Source organism: Erysipelothrix rhusiopathiae, from assembly GCF_900637845.1.
Classification (GTDB): domain Bacteria; phylum Bacillota_I; class Bacilli_A; order Erysipelotrichales; family Erysipelotrichaceae; genus Erysipelothrix; species Erysipelothrix rhusiopathiae.
On record NZ_LR134439.1, the window covers coordinates 897,051 to 913,636 of the forward strand.

Below are 16,586 nucleotides of genomic sequence, written 5' to 3' on the forward strand. Positions count from 1 at the left end.
GGATACTTACAAATAATACTTATGATGGTATCCATTTGTGTATTATTTTGTATTATTGACCTAAATCATAAGCAAAACAACTTGGCTTTATGTAAGGAACATGTGATTACCAGAATGAATCACTATCATAGCTCGGAAATTCAGACAGCGGATTTAGAAATGTGTAATGGCACTTCAATTCAAACTAAACGGGAGGCGGGTCGTTATCGGGTAAAGTTGATAAAAAGTATTTCACTATTTTCAATTGATTTACCACTAAAACTTGAAGATTCAGGTCTTACATACATGATACAGACGTAGAAATCTGTATCATGAATTATAGAATATTATGATGAAATGGTGTATGGTAATTATGAAAAGAGGTAAGATTATGATCTTAACAATCGATGTTGGTAACTCAAATACGGTAATAGTTGGTTATGAAAATAATCAAATAGTTTATAAAAAGAGAATCATTACTGAAAAAAATAATGTTGTTTCGTATTACGCGTCCCATCTTGAATCGCTGGAATTCAATATTGAGGCTGTGGTCTTATCAAGTGTTGTTCCAAACATCACAAATATGATTGTTGATGTTTTAACAGAACAATTTACTTGCGGTATCTATAATGTATCGATTGATAATATTCAAAATTTTGAGGTGAAATTAGATAATCCTAATGAAATTGGAGCGGACTTTATTGCGACCGCTGTTGGTGCTTTTTCACAGTATAAAACGCCTATTATTATCGCTGACATTGGAAGTGCATCAAAAATAAGTGTCATTGATCGTGAGGGTGCATTTTCTGGAGGTGTAATTATTCCAGGCATACAAACATCTCTGGATGCTCTTGTCCACTATATACCGCACCTTCCCACAGTATCACTTGAAGTTCCTCCCAATGTCATTGGCACTAACACACATAGTTGCATTCAGTCGGGACTTACCTACGGCTTGGTTGTGCAAATTCAAGGTCTTGCAACAAGGATGGAAAAAGAATTAGGAATGAAGTGCACTAAGTTGATTACCGGTGGTTATGCGGAACTGATTCATGATGAGCTTCCTGACTTCGTTCATAAGCCCGATCTTCTTAGCGATGGATTACGAATCCTTTATCAAAATGATTATCTTAAATCAACATGTGTTATCGATGACAACGAATATTGAACGTGATATAGTTTGTTTCCAAACTTTTTATAAGTTTATGAACGGAGTGACCTATGGTATTTAAAATAGTATTATTCATTTTTATTCTTATAGTAGTTTTAGTGCTCTACGGATTACTGGAATACTATTGGCTCAAAACAAAACAAATAAATATAAAGGATTTTAAAGTAAAAAAAGATATTCCTGAACAATTAAGAGGGAAAAGAATTGTGTTCATTTCTGACTTTCAATTTGATCATCGAGGTCGTAATTTTCTAGACCATGCTGCACAAAATGTTGTCAATAAAACGAATAGTCTTGAACCTGACTTAGTTATCTTAGGGGGAGATTACATTCACCAAAAGCATCGCAGAAACAATCGCATTTTTGATTACTTAAAAGAAATTGAAGCACCTAAAGTGGGGGTATTGGGAAATCATGATTACCGTGATCTCGAAACCTCGCTAGAAGGTTTGAAATACGCGAACGTACAAGTTATTAAAAACGAAGTTGTTCGCTTCCATGGTATGAATATAATTGGTGTGGATGACTATAAACGTGGAAAAATAAAACTCCCTAAGTATGATAATAGCCTAAATTTACTTGTAACTCATAATCCAGATTATGCACCTAAATTAGATAGTGATGCAGATATCGATTTTGCCTTAGCTGGCCACCTTCATGGTGGACAATTAACATTCTTTGGTCTTTATGCACCTGCTGCGAATCATAGCGAGTACGGACAACGCTATCGTTATGGCATAGTCCATGATGAAAATCATAGTATCTACATTACTTCTGGTGTAGGTGGCACCGTTAATCTTATACCGATTCGAATTTTTGCCCGACCGGAAATTGTTGTTATTGATTTTTAATTACCCACCAATTGCGAATGTGCGATTGGTTTTTTTTATGTGAGAAATTAATAATAAAAATCAAAAGTACTTTACCTGTCGTAGTAGATATGTTATATTTACTACGACAGATGAAGTAGAGGTGGTTCAATGCTTAGTAGTGATGTAATGAGAGGATACAATGACACGATTGTTCTTTATATTTTGCGCTCGAATGATTCGTATGGATATGAGATTGGCCAAAAGATTCAAGAACTTTCGAACCGAAAGTATACTATAAAAGAAACAACGCTCTATTCCACATTCGCCCGTCTCGAAAAAAACGGGTATATCAAATCATATAGTGGTGGAGAAGAAACAAAAGGTCGTCAACGAACTTACTATCATATTACAGATTCAGGGAACCAATACTATCTTGAGAAATGTTTTGAGTGGAATCTGGTAAAGGAAATTATAGATATTTTTACACAAAATCAGGAGGATACATTATGAATCAAATTTTAGATTATATCGAAGTGATGTTTAAATCTCTGCCACAAACAGACGAAGTTGAAAGACTCAAAATGAACATGACAGACTCGATGGAATTGAAATTTAATCAGTATATTGAAGAAGGAAAACGAGAGTCAGAGGCAATTGGACTTGTAATTGGAGAGTTTGGAAGTATTGAAGAACTCAAAGAGGCCCTTGGATTAAATGTGGCCGATGATGAAGACATCGTTTATCTTGAAACTGCGCGCGTTGATGAGTATCTTAGATTTATTAGAAGATTCGCAATGATGATTTCAATAGGGGTTGCAGTAATTATGATTGGAATTGGTTCAACAGAGTTTTTTGATAATCTGGTTATTTTCTTTCTTTCTCTCATCGTAGGTGTGACGATCTTTGTATACTATGGTATGCTCTACGCAACCTACGATGATATTACCGATAAAGGTATAGTGGACTCAGTTCAGTATCAACGACTCAATCAAATTCAAAAGAATTATCAACCATTCTTTATTCGTTCGATCGTTCTTGGTGTGGCGTTATGCATCATCGCAGTATTCTCAGTTGTATATTTAGAAGAATTTATGCATATTAAACAATACTCTTCATTATTGTTTATGGTGATTACCGCTCTTGCGATGGTATTGTTTATTAATGCGGGTGTAAACCAAACTCACATTGCAACACTCACAACACGCCATGAATGGGCTAAAAGTAAATCTGGATCTGCGCGTTTAAATGAAACTTTAAAACGTGAGGAACGTATTGAAAATATCACAGGTATTCTGATGGGGCTTGCTGCCATGGTGTATCTCATACTTGGATTTACCATGAACTTATGGCACCCGGGATGGATTATTTTCCCAATCGTGGCTTTAGTAAGTGAATTAATAGCGAGCATAAAAAAAGAATAAACTTAGGTTTATTCTTTTTTAGTTAGGAATTGATTCCATGCATGAGAGCCTTGTAAAATAAGATTTTTAGTCTCTTCGAAATCACCAGTATAATAGGGGTCTGGAACTTCTTGTCCCTTTAAATCATCTACAAGATCTAGGAATAGGTAAACTTTGTGTTCGGTTCCTTTAGGTGCAATCTTTAAGATGTTTTCAACATTGCTTTTGTCCATCCCAATAATATAATCATATTCATAAAAATCGTTGATTTTTATTTGTGTTGAAGACAATCCATCAGTGGAAACCCCCATCTCTTCCAAAATAGATGCTGTTCCAGGATGTACAGGATTCCCATGTTCCCAAGAACTTGTAGCGGCAGACCCAACAACATATTGATCTCCGTATAAATTTTTAAATATACCTTCAGCCATAGGAGAACGACAAATATTCCCTAGACATACAAATAAAATATGTTTCATAATTCACCTCATCTACATTATAGCAGTAATAATTTTCAATGTTATCGGGCTCAGTGCTACGGTAACCAGTCCAGTTAGAATTAATGACAGTGTAGCCATCGTGCCTTGTAACTCACCCATTTCGATTGCTTTAGAAGTCCCAACTGCATGCGCAGCGGTTCCTAATGCAAGACCTTGAGCTAGGGGGTTATCAATATGGAAACATTTATTGATAATCGGTGCAAGTGCTGCTCCAAGAATTCCTGTTACAATTACAATACAAATCGTAAGTGTTTTAATTCCGCCTAAACTTAATGCAACATCCGCCGCAATAGCGGTCGTAACCGATTTAGGGATTACTGTTGCGATCATCTTTGAATCGAGATTTAAAACTAAAGAAAGAACTAAAATACAAAGGGCATGTACGATAACACCTGTCAGTGTACTGATAAGCACAAGTTTTTTATACTTTTTAAGTAGATCGAGATTATTATAAAGAGGAATCGCAAGTGCAACTGTGGCAGGGCCAATCAGTGCGGTTAAAAACTTACCGCCTTGGTTATAACTTTCATAATCGATACCAAACACGGTGAGAAGAACAATAATTGTTAAGGATGTAATGAGGAGTGGATTCAAAAGTGGTGACTTGAATTTTCTCTGTAATTGTTGAGATCCAAGATAGACACCAAAAGTAAGCACAAGTCCAAAAAGGGGACTATTATAAAGTGAAATCATAATTAATGTACACCTCTCTTATTTAAAAACTCAGCAACAACTCCTGTGACAATATACGTAATCAAGGTTGAAACGATTAAAATGATTGTAATATTTAACCAGGATTTTTGGATAATGTCGAAATAAGGCATAATACCTACGGTTGCTGGAACAAAAAGAAACGCCATATTATTCTTTAGCCACGACCCTGATTCTTCAACTTGTTTTACTTTAATAAGCTTCAACTGTAATGCGCCGAATAAAAGAAAAAGCCCAACAATACTTCCGGGTACAGGTAAGTGGAGTAGTGTTGTAATCGTTTCACCTGCATAAGAAAATGCGAGAATTAAAAATAATTGACTTAGTATGTTCATAAGAAATCTCCTTAACAAAACTGCATTCATTTTATCACTTTTTACGACGAATGTGTAAAATATCCTTGATGTTATCGCTTTCTCATTATATTTATTTAATATTAATGGTTGAGACATAAAAAAAAGCATCGAGATGATGCTTATAATTTATATTAAATGGTGTCTCGTGTAGGACTCGAACCTACGACCCACTGATTAAAAGTCAGTTGCTCTACCACCTGAGCTAACGAGACATTATGGTGCCGACTAGAGGACTTGAACCCCCAACCTACTGATTACAAATCAGTTGCTCTACCAATTGAGCTAAGTCGGCAGTTTGAGCAAAAATTTGAGCAAAAAAAAATGGTGGAGGTTAACGGGCTCGAACCGCTGACCCTCTGCTTGTAAGGCAGATGCTCTCCCAACTGAGCTAAACCTCCGAATTACTTCCTTAATGCTTTACTATATTAACAAACAAATTGAACAATGTAAAGCAAATAAAGGCAAAAAACGAAATAATATGACTAATTATTCAAAACGTGATTTATTCTCCACATAATAGCTCAATAAACAACTTAAACAGACAAATCATCACCTAAGATTCAGAACAGAATGGTATAATAAAATCAAATAAGGAGATAATCATGAAGAACTATATTATTACACTTGATCAAGGAACTACAAGTTCACGCGCTATTATTTTCGATAAAGAATCTAACATCATTGCGAAAGCACAGACGGAGACAACCCAGATCTATCCAAAACAAGGATGGGTAGAACAAGACCCTATGGAAATCTGGGCAACTCAAAGCGGTGTTCTTAATGAAGTCTTAGCTCGGGCAGGGATAGGTCCAGAGGAAATTGAGACGATTGGCATTACAAACCAACGTGAAACCACTGTCGTATGGAATAAAAATACAGGACGTCCAATTTATAATGCGATTGTCTGGCAATGTCGTCGTACGGCATCAATTTGTGAAGATTTAAAACAACAAGGATTATCAGACTATATCAAGAAGAATACAGGATTAATTATTGACGCCTATTTTTCAGGAACAAAAGTGAAGTGGATTCTAGATCATGTTGAGGGTGCTCGAGATCAAGCAGATCGTGGCGAGTTGATGTTTGGGACTGTAGATTCATGGTTACTTTACAATCTTACAGGGGGGAAAGTTCATGCAACAGACTATACCAATGCCTCAAGAACCCTGTTATACAATATCAAGCGTTTAGAGTGGGATCAGACCATCTTAAAAGCATTGGATATTCCAATGAACATGTTGCCAAAGGTGTTCGATAGCAGCCATTTGTATGGCTATACCAATATTCAAGGATATCAAATTCCAATCTCAAGTGTTGTCGGAGATCAACAAGCTGCTTTATTTGGTCAAACATGTTTCAATTCGGGTGATGTAAAGAATACGTATGGTACTGGATGCTTTCTGCTCATGAATACTAAAGAACAATTTGTTGAGAGTGAGAATGGTCTTCTCACTACGATTGCGATTGGTTTAGATGGAAAGATTGAATATGCATTAGAAGGGTCGGTATTTATAGCAGGAGCTGTTATACAGTGGTTACGAGACGAACTGGGGATTATTGACGATGCTTCTGATGTAGAGTATTTCGCACAGAAAGTTCGTGATTGCGGAGGTGTCTATTTCGTTCCGGCACTTACGGGATTAGGTGCGCCCTATTGGGATATGGATGCGACCGGCACAATATTTGGATTAACACGAGGAACAAACAAAAATCATATCATTCGAGCAGCATTAGAATCCATAGCATTCCAAAGCTACGATATCATGAAAGCCATGGAGGAAGATTCTAAAATTAAAATCAAATCTTTAAAAGTAGATGGTGGCGCATCAAGCAATAATTTCTTGATGCAATTTCAAGCTGACCTTCTAGATGTGAATGTTCAACGGTCCTTTACCCCAGAGTCTACATCATTGGGTGCATGTTTCTTAGCGGGATTACAAACTGGATTTTTTAAGAATAAAGAAACACTCATTGATGTTCGTACCAAAAATACATCTTGGGATTCAAAAATTAGCGATGATGAGCGATTTAAAAAATTAACAGAGTGGCATCGGGCAATAGAAAAAACATTAACACAAAAAAACACACAGTAGAACTACGTGTGTTTTTTTAGGGTTCTTGTTAATCACCCAGGAAATATTTTATAACATAATTTTAAAACTAAAGTAATGATCTTGTTCTCTAAATCCATTCGCAGTTGCGGCGGCAAGGGCGATAGCATTTTCTGTATCTACAAAGAATAGAATTTCCTCAATTCCTTGATCGGCACAATAACGTACAGTTCGATTTAAAAATTCATAAGCTGATTCCATACTTGAATAGAAAGAAAACACTTCGGCATAAACACGATTATATTTTTTGAGCGTGATCGACCCGACCACGGATTGATTACTCATCTCGAGAAAAATCAACCATGGTTTTTTATTTCTGAATATTTTATCAGCAGACCAAAAAATATCGGGATTTACTTGGTCATGATGATGTTTAAAACGTTGTTCATTCGATTCAAGGAGTGGTTCCATGTGGAGTGTAGCACACTTTAGTTTTGGAATACGCTCCACATCCAAGAGCATAACAGTACAATCATCAATTAATACTGCATCGAAGTCATCGTAAGTTTCAAGAGCCGTTTGATTTGAAATGGGAAAACCACAAAGTAACTGATAGTTAGGGAAAGCACGTTTTAAATATTCCACAAAAGAGCGTAGAACTTCATGAAAGTCATCTGAAGCGTAAATACCTGCAACGGTCTGCATGATGCAATCATCTTCAGCAATCATAAATGCCCCAAAACCTACAATCTCGTTATTTTCGTTATACTTAGCGAGACAAAGCGATTTTTTTATTATTTTTGAAAACTCTGATTTAGTTTTATACCTTGGAAATGATTGAGTTAATGGATTTGATTGATGAGACCAAGCATAATCCATTGCTTCTTCCAAATCCATAGCATCACATGTACGTATCATATAAATCTCCTTTCGATTATTATAACTTGGAAGTGACTGAATATAAAGGCAAAAAAAGCAGAATAAAAATTCTGCTTTTGCTTTCGATCACATATCTTGAGCACTTTTATAATAACGAGTGTGATATACGAAGTCAATCAGTTATAGAATCAGAGCAATTCTTTGAGGATAATAATACAAAACAGACCAAAAACTCTTGAAAAACAGCAAAAAAAAACCGATCAATCGGTTGAATTAAATATATTGGAGCGGGTGAGGAGAATCGAACTCCCGTAGCCAGCTTGGAAGGCTGGAGTTTTACCATTAAACTACACCCGCAAGGTTTGCTTGCTTAATTATTCTAACAAATCTTCTGGAGATTGTAAATATGAGATTAAAAAAATATACTTTTTTTATTGAAGTAGACATTGACTGTGATTTGTATCGAAAACCAATGCAATCAACAAAGAACAAATTAAAAAGATCGTAATATACGATCCTCAGTTTATATTTAATTGGAGCGGGTGAGGAGAATCGAACTCCCGTAGCCAGCTTGGAAGGCTGGAGTTTTACCATTAAACTACACCCGCATTTTGAATGGTGTCTCGTGTAGGACTCGAACCTACGACCCACTGATTAAAAGTCAGTTGCTCTACCACCTGAGCTAACGAGACAAAAGAATGGTGGGGAGAGGCGGATTCGAACCGCCGAACCCTAAGGAGATGATTTACAGTCACCCGCGTTTAGCCACTTCGCTATCTCCCCATTCTTATTCAAAATGGTGCCGACTAGAGGACTTGAACCCCCAACCTACTGATTACAAATCAGTTGCTCTACCAATTGAGCTAAGTCGGCATATATATGGTGGAGGTTAACGGGCTCGAACCGCTGACCCTCTGCTTGTAAGGCAGATGCTCTCCCAACTGAGCTAAACCTCCAGGTCTGTTGCGTTTGCTTGTATTCCTTAACGCCTTAATAATATACCATACGCTTCTTGATATAGTCAACACTAAAAGTCGATTTATTTCAATTATTTCGATAAAGTTTTAGCGAAACGATAAAAGGTTCTTTAAAAGGTACAATAAGCCCGTTTTAATGCATTATTAAGCTAATTTTATGTAATATTTTAATTCAATCCTTTTCAAAAAATAAAAGAACACTCCGAAGAGTGTCCAATATTATTTAATTAAAGTTTGTGCAGCTGTAATAATTGCAAGTTTATAAACGTCTTCTTCAACACAACCACGTGATAAATCTGATACAGGTTTGTTAAGTCCTTGAAGAATTGGTCCAATCGCTTCATATCCACCAAGACGTTGAGCAATCTTATAACCAATGTTACCTGATTGTAAATCCGGGAAAATAAAGACACGTGCATTACCTGCAACATTTGACTCAGGAGCTTTTAATTGAGCTACTGTAGGTACAAATGAAGCATCAAATTGTAGTTCACCATCAATTTGATATTCAGGAGCAAGTTCTTGAGCGATTCGTGTTGCTTCAACAACTTTATCAACTTCGTCGCTCTTTGCAGAACCTTTAGTTGAGAAACTTAATAACGAAACAATTGGATCGATATCAAAGAGCTCAGCTGTTTTTGCACTTTCAACAGCAATTTCTGCTAATTCTTGTGAATTAGGGTTGATGTTAATTGCGCAATCTGAGAATAAGTATGACTCATGACGTTTGAAAATAATAAATGCGCCACTTGTACGGCTTACACCAGGTTTTGTTTTAATAATTTGTAATGCTGGACGAACCGTATCACCTGTTGAGTGAATAGCACCACTCACCATAGCATCCGCATCACCCATATATGTTAACATTGTTCCAAAATAGTTTACATTTTTAATCCACTCGTAAGCATCTTCTTTAGCTAATTTACCTTTACGACGTTCCACAAGGGCATCAACCATTGCTTCTTTTTTGTCTTCAGGATAAGTTTCTGGATCGATAATCTCTACTTTATCCATCAAGAAACCTAAATCTTGTGCTGACGATAAAATTACTTCTTTATTACCTAAGATGATTGGATGACACAGTCCATCAGCTGCTAAACGTACTGCAGCACCAATAATACGTGCATCAATACCTTCTGGAAAAACAACTTTAATATCTTTCCCGGAAATCTTTTCTTTTAAACCTTCAAATAAATCCATTTGTAAGTTTACCTCCTATATACATTTACTTATTATACACCAAATGTTCACGAGTAAAAGAAAATGGCTTAAAAAGAAATCAAAAAGAACAATTTATACAATTAGTAAATAAGCTAAAAGAAGATCATCCAAATGACGGAGAGACAAACCGGTTAACTCATTAAACTTATCGATACGATAATTAAGCGTGTTTCGATGGATAAATAAAGCTTGCGCAGATGAAGTTACATTACCTTCATGATTCCACATGCATGTAATGGTTTCGACCATATCATCCTGAGACAAAATGAGTTGTCGAATGGATGATCCAATCGAGCTTGATCGGATTTTTGGCGTCACGTATGCTTTTAAATAAGTATTTGCAAAGTTGTTAATACGTGTTGGATAACCAGATTTATGAAATAAGAATGTTTCTTCTTTAAACAAAGAAATCAGATCATCATGAATCATACGGTCGGCTCCTATATATAAGGAAGTGTTTGTAGAAAAATCATCATCAAGTGCAGCAATAAAACCCTCGAGTGATTCGATATCATAATTGCGTGAATCTAAGACAATGATACCGGAATGATTATTAATATAGAAAGCATCAAGGGGTGCAGTAAAGAAGTGTTGGAATGTTTTTAACCATAAGTCATGATTTTGGTTTAAATATTTCACGTGGAAATGAACGAAATGGTAGAGTTTGTTGGAAGTATTATTTAATGCTTCTCCATTGATAAGGTGTTGATACCAAATAGATTTTTGATCTTCTTCTTTAAACATTAAAGATAGTAAATCTTTCTCTGTTTTATTTAGGAGTGAGGTGTTAATCATAAAATATTGATGCCCATCATGAAGTACAAACTCATTTTCAGAGGCATTATTAATTTGGCTCATACGAGCACTTGGGTAGAGTTTTTGTAAGTCGTTAAATGTCATATGGTCTCCTTGCACAATTTCTTTGGTCAATAATACTATATCATATTTGTAACCGCTTTATTATAATGGGATTAAGAAAGTAAAGGGGATAATTTAATGGCAAATATTAGCTTAAAGAGTATTTATAAACGTTATGATAAAAATGATCATGATACGGTAGTGGATTTTAATCTAGAAATTCAAGATCAAGAATTTATTGTGTTTGTTGGTCCATCAGGATGTGGTAAATCAACAACATTAAGAATGATTGCAGGTTTAGAAGATATTACTTCTGGTGAATTGTGGATTGGTGATCGTTTGGTAAATGATGTCGAACCAAAAGATCGTGATATTGCGATGGTTTTCCAAAACTACGCTTTATATCCTCATATGACAGTATATGATAATATGGCATTTGGTCTTAAGATTCGTAAGACGCCGAAAGATGAGATTGATAAGGCTGTAAAGAATGCAGCAGAGATTTTAGGTTTAGACACATATTTAGATCGTAAACCAGCGGCTTTATCTGGTGGTGAACGTCAACGTGTTGCACTTGGACGTGCGATTGTTCGTGATGCAGAAGTATTCTTAATGGATGAGCCTTTAAGTAACTTGGATGCCAAACTCCGTGTTGCGATGCGTGCAGAAATCACAAAACTACATCAACGTCTTAAAACAACAACAATCTATGTTACCCATGACCAAACGGAAGCGATGACAATGGCAGACCGTATTGTAATTATGAAAAAAGGAATTGTCCAACAAATCGGAACACCTAAAGAAGTTTATAATTCACCAAATAATGTATTCGTAGCTGGATTTATTGGTTCACCAGCAATGAACTTCTTTAACGGACGTATTGAAAATGGACGCTTTATCGCAAGTGAAAATCTTAATGTTCCAATCCCAGAAGGAAAATATAAAGTACTTCAAGATAATGGGTATGAAGGAAAAGAAGTTATTTTTGGAATCCGTCCAGAAGATATTCATGATGAGCCACTTGTTTTAGATTCACAACCAGAATCGATTGTGAAAGCACTGATATCCGTATCCGAGTTATTAGGGGCTGAAACAATGGTTCATGCTTCAATTGATGGCCAAGACTTTATTTCCCGTCTCGGTGTTAATGAAGCATATAGTTCAGGTCAAGAAGTCGAACTTTCAATGAACTTAAGTAAAGGTCACTTCTTCGATATCGATTCAGAAAATATTATCAAGTAGGTTTTATTAAAGGAGACACAGTCTCCTTTTTCCCATATATATAAGGAGAAACTATGAAAGAGTATAAAAATATTATCTATATAGCATTGGGTTTAATTCTTTCTGCAATTACTTACGGATTAAGCTTTATTTTACCTTTCGATTTTTATGCGATGTTAGAATTTTTGGCGTCGTTAGTTTTATTAGGGATTGTGCTGGTTGGACTTGGTAATGTGATTATTGGGAGTAAAGAGAAGAAAAATCCAAATAGTAATCATAAAAAGCAACGCCAAGAGTTAATAAGTGTTTCAACAGATATGTTTTTTATCGTATTACCAATGTTGGTTCTTATTGTATATAATTATGTAGTACGATAATATGCAGTTATTTGGGCGATGATTCGTGAACGAAAATCACATTTAGAATTGAATATTTGAAAGAATGATAATTATGCAAAAAAATGCATTTTACCCCTTGCATTGCCTACGTGTTATGCTATAATAAACAAGCAAACACGAAAGATATTGGGCCATAGCCAAGCGGTAAGGCATCACACTTTGACTGTGACATTCCCTGGTTCGATCCCAGGTGGCCCAGCCAATATGATAATCAAACAAACAATTTTATTGTTTGTTTTTTTTTCTTTATTAAGACGTATGATCCTTTAAATCAAGTGTAAAGTATAAATCTTCTTGTATGCTTTCGTTTAATATTACCCATGTTGTTCATAATGATGAGTTATTTATCAATACATAAGAAGGATGATATTTTCAAATTGTCTTTTAGAGAAGGGTGTGGAAGGGTAGGCAATTTAGAATTGTGTTTTTAGAAATCAAATTATATCTAATATGTAGTAAATGTTAATTATATAGATGGATTCATATAAATCGATTGAATGAGATAAAACACATAGAGTTAGATTATAGCAGGCGGTGTCTAATGGATTCGATTACATCGTAAGCAAATAACTAAATTGTTTTAAATCTGTAATAATACGTTTACTATTAAAATTAAGTTGTGTCCGGGACGGAAAGTAATATACAACAAATATCACCAAATAAGGGAGTAAATTTTTGTGGTTTTTTCTTTGATTAGGATTGGGTATGGCAGGATTAGAAGTATTAAGAAAACAAACAAAAAATAAATTGGGTTAACGAATGAAAGATGAGTATTATTACGCACAAATACTCATCTTTTTGTTATTTTTCAACCATATTGGAAGAATATATGCGTGTGTTATATTTCATAAACTATATATTATTTATAACATTAAGATGTAGATTAGTGACATCTTAAATTTTTTTGAAGAAGATGAAAATATAATGAATGCATGGAGGTAAGGGTATGAAAAAACAAAGTACTTATGCTAAAAAATCATTGGTAATCGTGTTATGTCTTATGCTCGGCGTGGGAACCGCTCAAGTTGCGTTTGCAAATGAAGATACTGAATTTATTTCAGAAGATTCCGTTGTAGTAACAGAGCCAACTGATCAAAAGCAAGAAGAAACCACAGAAGTTGTAGAAGAAAACGAAACTACAGAAGGTGAAGATTCTGAAGAGTCAGAACAAGTAGTAGAAGTGGAAAAAAAAGAAATCGTTGAAACAGTTGAGGAAACGACTTCTGACGAAACAAAAACAGAAGAAACAGTAGAAGGTTCTACAGATGTTGAAGAAGTTGAAAAAACAGAAGAAACTGTAAAAGAAGCAACTAAAGATGACGCTAAAAAGGTTAAAGCAGTTAAATATAATCTTGGAGCGATTAAAAACAAAACTGAATTAGAAGCTGCATTTGCAGGAGCTCTTGAAGGTGACGTAATTACATTAGCAACTGATTTTGTTGCTGAAGATATTACACTTAAAGCACCTAATGCAAATATCGTCTTTGATGCAAATAATGTGACGTTGAAAAATTCGACGCTTGAAATTGTTACCGAAAACAATAAAACAATCACGATTAAAAATTTAATCATGGATGGATCAGGTCATACAGGTAATTTATTACGTATTAATAACCAAGTAGGGATTGTTAATTTAACTAATGCTACATTTACAAATAACGATGGAACTCCGATTCATGCAGATATAAAAGCAGGAACAGACTTTAATATCGATGGAGTACTTATCTCTAATAACCTTGGTAGAGTTGGAGGTTCAGCGATTCAAATTGCTGAAAACAGCGGAGGAACGATTAATATCACAAATAGTACTATCTCGAACAATACCGGAAAAACTGGAGGGTATAGTTCAGGAGCAATTGGTAGCAAATTTTTCTATGGCAATATAAGCATTGAAAATACTGTATTTAGTGGTAATCATAATGATTCCGTTAACACCGGAGTATTTGGCGGCGGTGGTGGGGCAATTGCATTCCATTACTTCCGTGGAAATATGACCATCAAACAAAGTTATTTCAAAGGAAATAAAGCTGGTGGCGATGGCCATTCTGAAACCTATGATGGTGGTGCAATTTATATCTTTGATGGCCGTGATGGTGCAACCGTAGATATTGACCAAACAACCTTTGCTTACAATGAAGCAAAAGATGATGGTGGTGCAATCTTATTCCAAGGTACTGGTAACCCTGGATTAACAACAAACATCCACAACAGTACATTCTATGGCAATAAAGCAGGTGGTACCGATGGTGCGAATTTACCTGGTGGTGCTATCATGTACTTTAAAAACGGTGGTTCTTCGAAGATGACGAACACTCTTTCGGGTTCTACATTCGTGGATAATATTGCAGGGAATGCAGATTCAACCATCGATTATAGAGGTGGTGCAATTTCGTTAAGTGGTGCAGGTTTGTTTGCGACTGCACCAATTGACTACAAAGGAACGCTTTTCTTAGGAAATAAAGTATATGTAAATGGAGTTATTGAACCAAAAGCAAAATATAAAGATGTTTCAAATACTCTATCTACATCAAACTTAAAAGGTAATATCCTTAATGTTGACCAAACTACAGTCGAACTTGCTGCTCAGGCAAAGAAAGATATCTTTGGTTATAAAAATGTAGGTCTGAGTCGTGATCAATCGGAATTAGTTGCAGGGATTGAAGGAGAAATTATTCCTACAATCGCAATTAAACCAGAAGGTCCAGCTGATGACGCATTCCGCGGAGGAAATACTGATGGATACGATCAACGTGGTAAAAAACGTTTAGCCGATATTGGTGCTGTAGAAATCCTTTGGATTAACTATGATGCTAATGGTGGTAGTTTTAACTTAGAAGAAATGAATGACTATGAGGGTGAAACATACTATGAAAAAGATACTTCTTCGAAAGTTGTATCATACTATGATGTAACCTTTGCAGATTCTATTAAAGAAGAACAAGCAGAAGATAGTATCCGTCCAGAACGTGCAGGATACAAGTTTATGGGTTGGTCAAAAGATAAGGATGCAACAACTCCAGATTCAGACTTTAACACACGTAAACCTGTAAAAGTTGAAGATGACAGTCTACGTTTATACGCTGTATGGCGTGCAAGCGATGCTTTCACTGTTACATATCATGGTAATGGAAATACGGATGGTATTGAGCCAGCAGATACCAATACCTATGAAACAAACGAACAAGCAACAGTTCTTGATCAATCATCATTAGTTAAAGATGGTTGGATTTTCGTTGGGTGGAATACACTCGCTAATGGAACAGGAACTGGTTATGCAAAAGATGCGAATATTACAATGACTCAGAATGTAGATCTTTATGCGCAATGGGAAGAGGATGTTCCTCCAGTTACAGAAAAATTCACAGTTACTTATAAAGGTAATGAAAATACATCTGGAACAGCACCTGTTGACACAAAAGAATATGAAAAAGGTAACACGGCAACAATTCTTGGAGCTGGAGATCTTATCAAAGACGGTTATGAATTTGTTGGATGGAACACCCAAGCTAATGGAAAAGGTGACACAGTAAGTGGTACAATGACTGTTAACGAGGATGTTACACTTTATGCACAATGGAAAAAATTAATTGTTGTTGTAGATACATACACTGTTGTATATGATGGAAACGGCAATACTTCCGGAAATGCACCGATTGATTCACATCCTTATGAAAAAGGTGAGAAAATCATCGTTATGGGTTCATATAACTTAGTTAAAGAAGGATTTGATTTCATTGGTTGGAATACTCAAACTGATGGAAAAGGTAAAAATTATGCTCCTGGCGATTCAATTGAAGTAACTGGGGATGTTAGTTTATTTGCACAATGGAATAAAACTGCAAAACCAGTAGATCCAACGAAACCAGTAGATCCAACAAAACCAGTAGATCCAACAAAACCAGTAGATCCAACAAAACCAGGCGAAAATAATCAAACAGATTTACCTCAAACAGGGGTATCTGAAAGTAATGTTGCAGTAATTGCAAGTCTTACTTTAATTGGTCTCGGTTTGGTACTTGTTAAAAAACGTAAACAAGAAGAAGCTTAGTTAG

At 35.5% G+C, this 16,586-nt stretch carries 15 protein-coding genes and 10 tRNA genes; 10 read left to right on the top strand and 15 right to left on the bottom strand.

Features of this window, described 5'->3' with window-relative positions; translation table 11 throughout:
- Positions 1 to 114 precede the first annotated feature (114 nt).
- From EL194_RS08645 to EL194_RS04365, 5 genes are all read left to right on the top strand, one after another.
- Positions 115 to 300: a hypothetical protein gene (locus tag EL194_RS08645; protein ID WP_223271082.1), complete on the top strand. Its 186-nt coding sequence runs from the start codon at positions 115 to 117 to the stop codon at positions 298 to 300.
- Positions 301 to 370: 70 nt separating this feature from the next.
- Positions 371 to 1,147: a type III pantothenate kinase gene (locus EL194_RS04350; RefSeq protein ID WP_003775797.1), complete on the top strand. Its 777-nt coding sequence runs from the start codon at positions 371 to 373 to the stop codon at positions 1,145 to 1,147.
- A gap of 53 nt (positions 1,148 to 1,200) precedes the next feature.
- Positions 1,201 to 2,001, top strand: a complete 801-nt coding sequence (locus tag EL194_RS04355; protein ID WP_003775796.1) for a metallophosphoesterase — start codon at positions 1,201 to 1,203, stop codon at positions 1,999 to 2,001.
- Between the two features lie 129 nt (positions 2,002 to 2,130).
- On the top strand, positions 2,131 to 2,472 hold the full coding sequence (locus EL194_RS04360) for a PadR family transcriptional regulator (RefSeq protein WP_003775795.1): 342 nt from the start codon (positions 2,131 to 2,133) through the stop codon (positions 2,470 to 2,472).
- A complete protein-coding gene (locus EL194_RS04365) occupies positions 2,469 to 3,383 on the top strand; it encodes a permease prefix domain 1-containing protein (RefSeq protein ID WP_003775794.1) in 915 nt (304 codons plus the stop codon). Before EL194_RS04360 ends, EL194_RS04365 begins: the two co-directional genes overlap by 4 nt.
- A gap of 8 nt (positions 3,384 to 3,391) precedes the next feature.
- Here EL194_RS04365 and EL194_RS04370 read toward each other — a convergent pair whose 3' ends face one another.
- From EL194_RS04370 to EL194_RS04395, 6 genes are all read right to left on the bottom strand, one after another.
- Positions 3,392 to 3,841: a low molecular weight protein-tyrosine-phosphatase gene (locus EL194_RS04370; RefSeq protein ID WP_003775793.1), complete on the bottom strand. Its 450-nt coding sequence runs from the start codon at positions 3,839 to 3,841 to the stop codon at positions 3,392 to 3,394.
- Between the two features lie 12 nt (positions 3,842 to 3,853).
- Entirely contained in the window at positions 3,854 to 4,555 is a 702-nt protein-coding gene (locus EL194_RS04375) for an LrgB family protein (protein ID WP_003775792.1), read from the bottom strand.
- A 2-nt stretch (positions 4,556 to 4,557) separates the two neighbouring features.
- Positions 4,558 to 4,908, bottom strand: coding sequence for a CidA/LrgA family protein (locus EL194_RS04380; RefSeq protein WP_034886866.1), 351 nt, complete (start codon positions 4,906 to 4,908; stop codon positions 4,558 to 4,560).
- 157 nt (positions 4,909 to 5,065) lie between these two features.
- Positions 5,066 to 5,141, bottom strand: a tRNA-Lys gene (locus EL194_RS04385).
- A 4-nt stretch (positions 5,142 to 5,145) separates the two neighbouring features.
- Positions 5,146 to 5,221, bottom strand: a tRNA-Thr gene (locus EL194_RS04390).
- 30 nt (positions 5,222 to 5,251) lie between these two features.
- Positions 5,252 to 5,327 (bottom strand) — tRNA-Val (locus tag EL194_RS04395).
- A 204-nt stretch (positions 5,328 to 5,531) separates the two neighbouring features.
- On the opposite strand from EL194_RS04395, the gene glpK reads away from it, so the two are divergent.
- Positions 5,532 to 7,022 (top strand): glycerol kinase GlpK, encoded by a 1,491-nt coding sequence (gene glpK, locus EL194_RS04400; RefSeq protein WP_003775790.1) that lies wholly within the window; start codon positions 5,532 to 5,534, stop codon positions 7,020 to 7,022.
- Between the two features lie 48 nt (positions 7,023 to 7,070).
- Here glpK and EL194_RS04405 read toward each other — a convergent pair whose 3' ends face one another.
- From EL194_RS04405 to EL194_RS04445, 9 genes are all read right to left on the bottom strand, one after another.
- Positions 7,071 to 7,898, bottom strand: a complete 828-nt coding sequence (locus EL194_RS04405) for a hypothetical protein (protein ID WP_003775788.1) — start codon at positions 7,896 to 7,898, stop codon at positions 7,071 to 7,073.
- A gap of 244 nt (positions 7,899 to 8,142) precedes the next feature.
- Positions 8,143 to 8,216, bottom strand: a tRNA-Gly gene (locus EL194_RS04410).
- A 177-nt stretch (positions 8,217 to 8,393) separates the two neighbouring features.
- Positions 8,394 to 8,467 (bottom strand) — tRNA-Gly (locus EL194_RS04415).
- Between the two features lie 8 nt (positions 8,468 to 8,475).
- A tRNA-Lys gene (locus tag EL194_RS04420) sits at positions 8,476 to 8,551 on the bottom strand.
- A gap of 7 nt (positions 8,552 to 8,558) precedes the next feature.
- Positions 8,559 to 8,642, bottom strand: a tRNA-Tyr gene (locus EL194_RS04425).
- A gap of 14 nt (positions 8,643 to 8,656) precedes the next feature.
- A tRNA-Thr gene (locus EL194_RS04430) sits at positions 8,657 to 8,732 on the bottom strand.
- A 7-nt stretch (positions 8,733 to 8,739) separates the two neighbouring features.
- Positions 8,740 to 8,815: transfer RNA gene (locus tag EL194_RS04435), tRNA-Val, on the bottom strand.
- Positions 8,816 to 9,055: 240 nt separating this feature from the next.
- Positions 9,056 to 10,036, bottom strand: a complete 981-nt coding sequence (gene pta, locus EL194_RS04440) for a phosphate acetyltransferase (RefSeq protein WP_003775786.1) — start codon at positions 10,034 to 10,036, stop codon at positions 9,056 to 9,058.
- 93 nt (positions 10,037 to 10,129) lie between these two features.
- On the bottom strand, positions 10,130 to 10,957 hold the full coding sequence (locus EL194_RS04445; protein WP_034886865.1) for a helix-turn-helix domain-containing protein: 828 nt from the start codon (positions 10,955 to 10,957) through the stop codon (positions 10,130 to 10,132).
- 96 nt (positions 10,958 to 11,053) lie between these two features.
- Here EL194_RS04445 and EL194_RS04450 point away from each other — a divergent pair, with 96 nt between their 5' ends.
- The 4 genes from EL194_RS04450 (at position 11,054) to EL194_RS04465 (ending at position 16,582) form a co-directional block, all read left to right on the top strand.
- A complete protein-coding gene (locus EL194_RS04450; RefSeq protein ID WP_003775784.1) occupies positions 11,054 to 12,157 on the top strand; it encodes an ABC transporter ATP-binding protein in 1,104 nt (367 codons plus the stop codon).
- Between the two features lie 53 nt (positions 12,158 to 12,210).
- Entirely contained in the window at positions 12,211 to 12,513 is a 303-nt protein-coding gene (locus EL194_RS04455) for a hypothetical protein (protein ID WP_003775783.1), read from the top strand.
- Positions 12,514 to 12,661: 148 nt separating this feature from the next.
- A tRNA-Gln gene (locus tag EL194_RS04460) sits at positions 12,662 to 12,736 on the top strand.
- A gap of 744 nt (positions 12,737 to 13,480) precedes the next feature.
- On the top strand, positions 13,481 to 16,582 hold the full coding sequence (locus EL194_RS04465) for an InlB B-repeat-containing protein (RefSeq protein ID WP_034886864.1): 3,102 nt from the start codon (positions 13,481 to 13,483) through the stop codon (positions 16,580 to 16,582).
- Positions 16,583 to 16,586 lie beyond the last annotated feature (4 nt).

What these genes read in the sequence shown, in the direction of transcription:
- EL194_RS08645 (WP_223271082.1), top strand. Translation starts at nt 115, where the DNA reads ATGAATCACTATCATAGCTCGGAAATTCAGACAGCGGATTTAGAAATG.
- EL194_RS04350 (WP_003775797.1), top strand. Translation starts at nt 371, where the DNA reads ATGATCTTAACAATCGATGTTGGTAACTCAAATACGGTAATAGTTGGT.
- EL194_RS04355 (WP_003775796.1), top strand. Translation starts at nt 1,201, where the DNA reads ATGGTATTTAAAATAGTATTATTCATTTTTATTCTTATAGTAGTTTTA.
- EL194_RS04360 (WP_003775795.1), top strand. Translation starts at nt 2,131, where the DNA reads ATGCTTAGTAGTGATGTAATGAGAGGATACAATGACACGATTGTTCTT.
- EL194_RS04365 (WP_003775794.1), top strand. Translation starts at nt 2,469, where the DNA reads ATGAATCAAATTTTAGATTATATCGAAGTGATGTTTAAATCTCTGCCA.
- EL194_RS04370 (WP_003775793.1), bottom strand. Translation starts at nt 3,841, where the DNA reads ATGAAACATATTTTATTTGTATGTCTAGGGAATATTTGTCGTTCTCCT.
- EL194_RS04375 (WP_003775792.1), bottom strand. Translation starts at nt 4,555, where the DNA reads ATGATTTCACTTTATAATAGTCCCCTTTTTGGACTTGTGCTTACTTTT.
- EL194_RS04380 (WP_034886866.1), bottom strand. Translation starts at nt 4,908, where the DNA reads ATGAACATACTAAGTCAATTATTTTTAATTCTCGCATTTTCTTATGCA.
- glpK (WP_003775790.1), top strand. Translation starts at nt 5,532, where the DNA reads ATGAAGAACTATATTATTACACTTGATCAAGGAACTACAAGTTCACGC.
- EL194_RS04405 (WP_003775788.1), bottom strand. Translation starts at nt 7,898, where the DNA reads ATGATACGTACATGTGATGCTATGGATTTGGAAGAAGCAATGGATTAT.
- pta (WP_003775786.1), bottom strand. Translation starts at nt 10,036, where the DNA reads ATGGATTTATTTGAAGGTTTAAAAGAAAAGATTTCCGGGAAAGATATT.
- EL194_RS04445 (WP_034886865.1), bottom strand. Translation starts at nt 10,957, where the DNA reads ATGACATTTAACGACTTACAAAAACTCTACCCAAGTGCTCGTATGAGC.
- EL194_RS04450 (WP_003775784.1), top strand. Translation starts at nt 11,054, where the DNA reads ATGGCAAATATTAGCTTAAAGAGTATTTATAAACGTTATGATAAAAAT.
- EL194_RS04455 (WP_003775783.1), top strand. Translation starts at nt 12,211, where the DNA reads ATGAAAGAGTATAAAAATATTATCTATATAGCATTGGGTTTAATTCTT.
- EL194_RS04465 (WP_034886864.1), top strand. Translation starts at nt 13,481, where the DNA reads ATGAAAAAACAAAGTACTTATGCTAAAAAATCATTGGTAATCGTGTTA.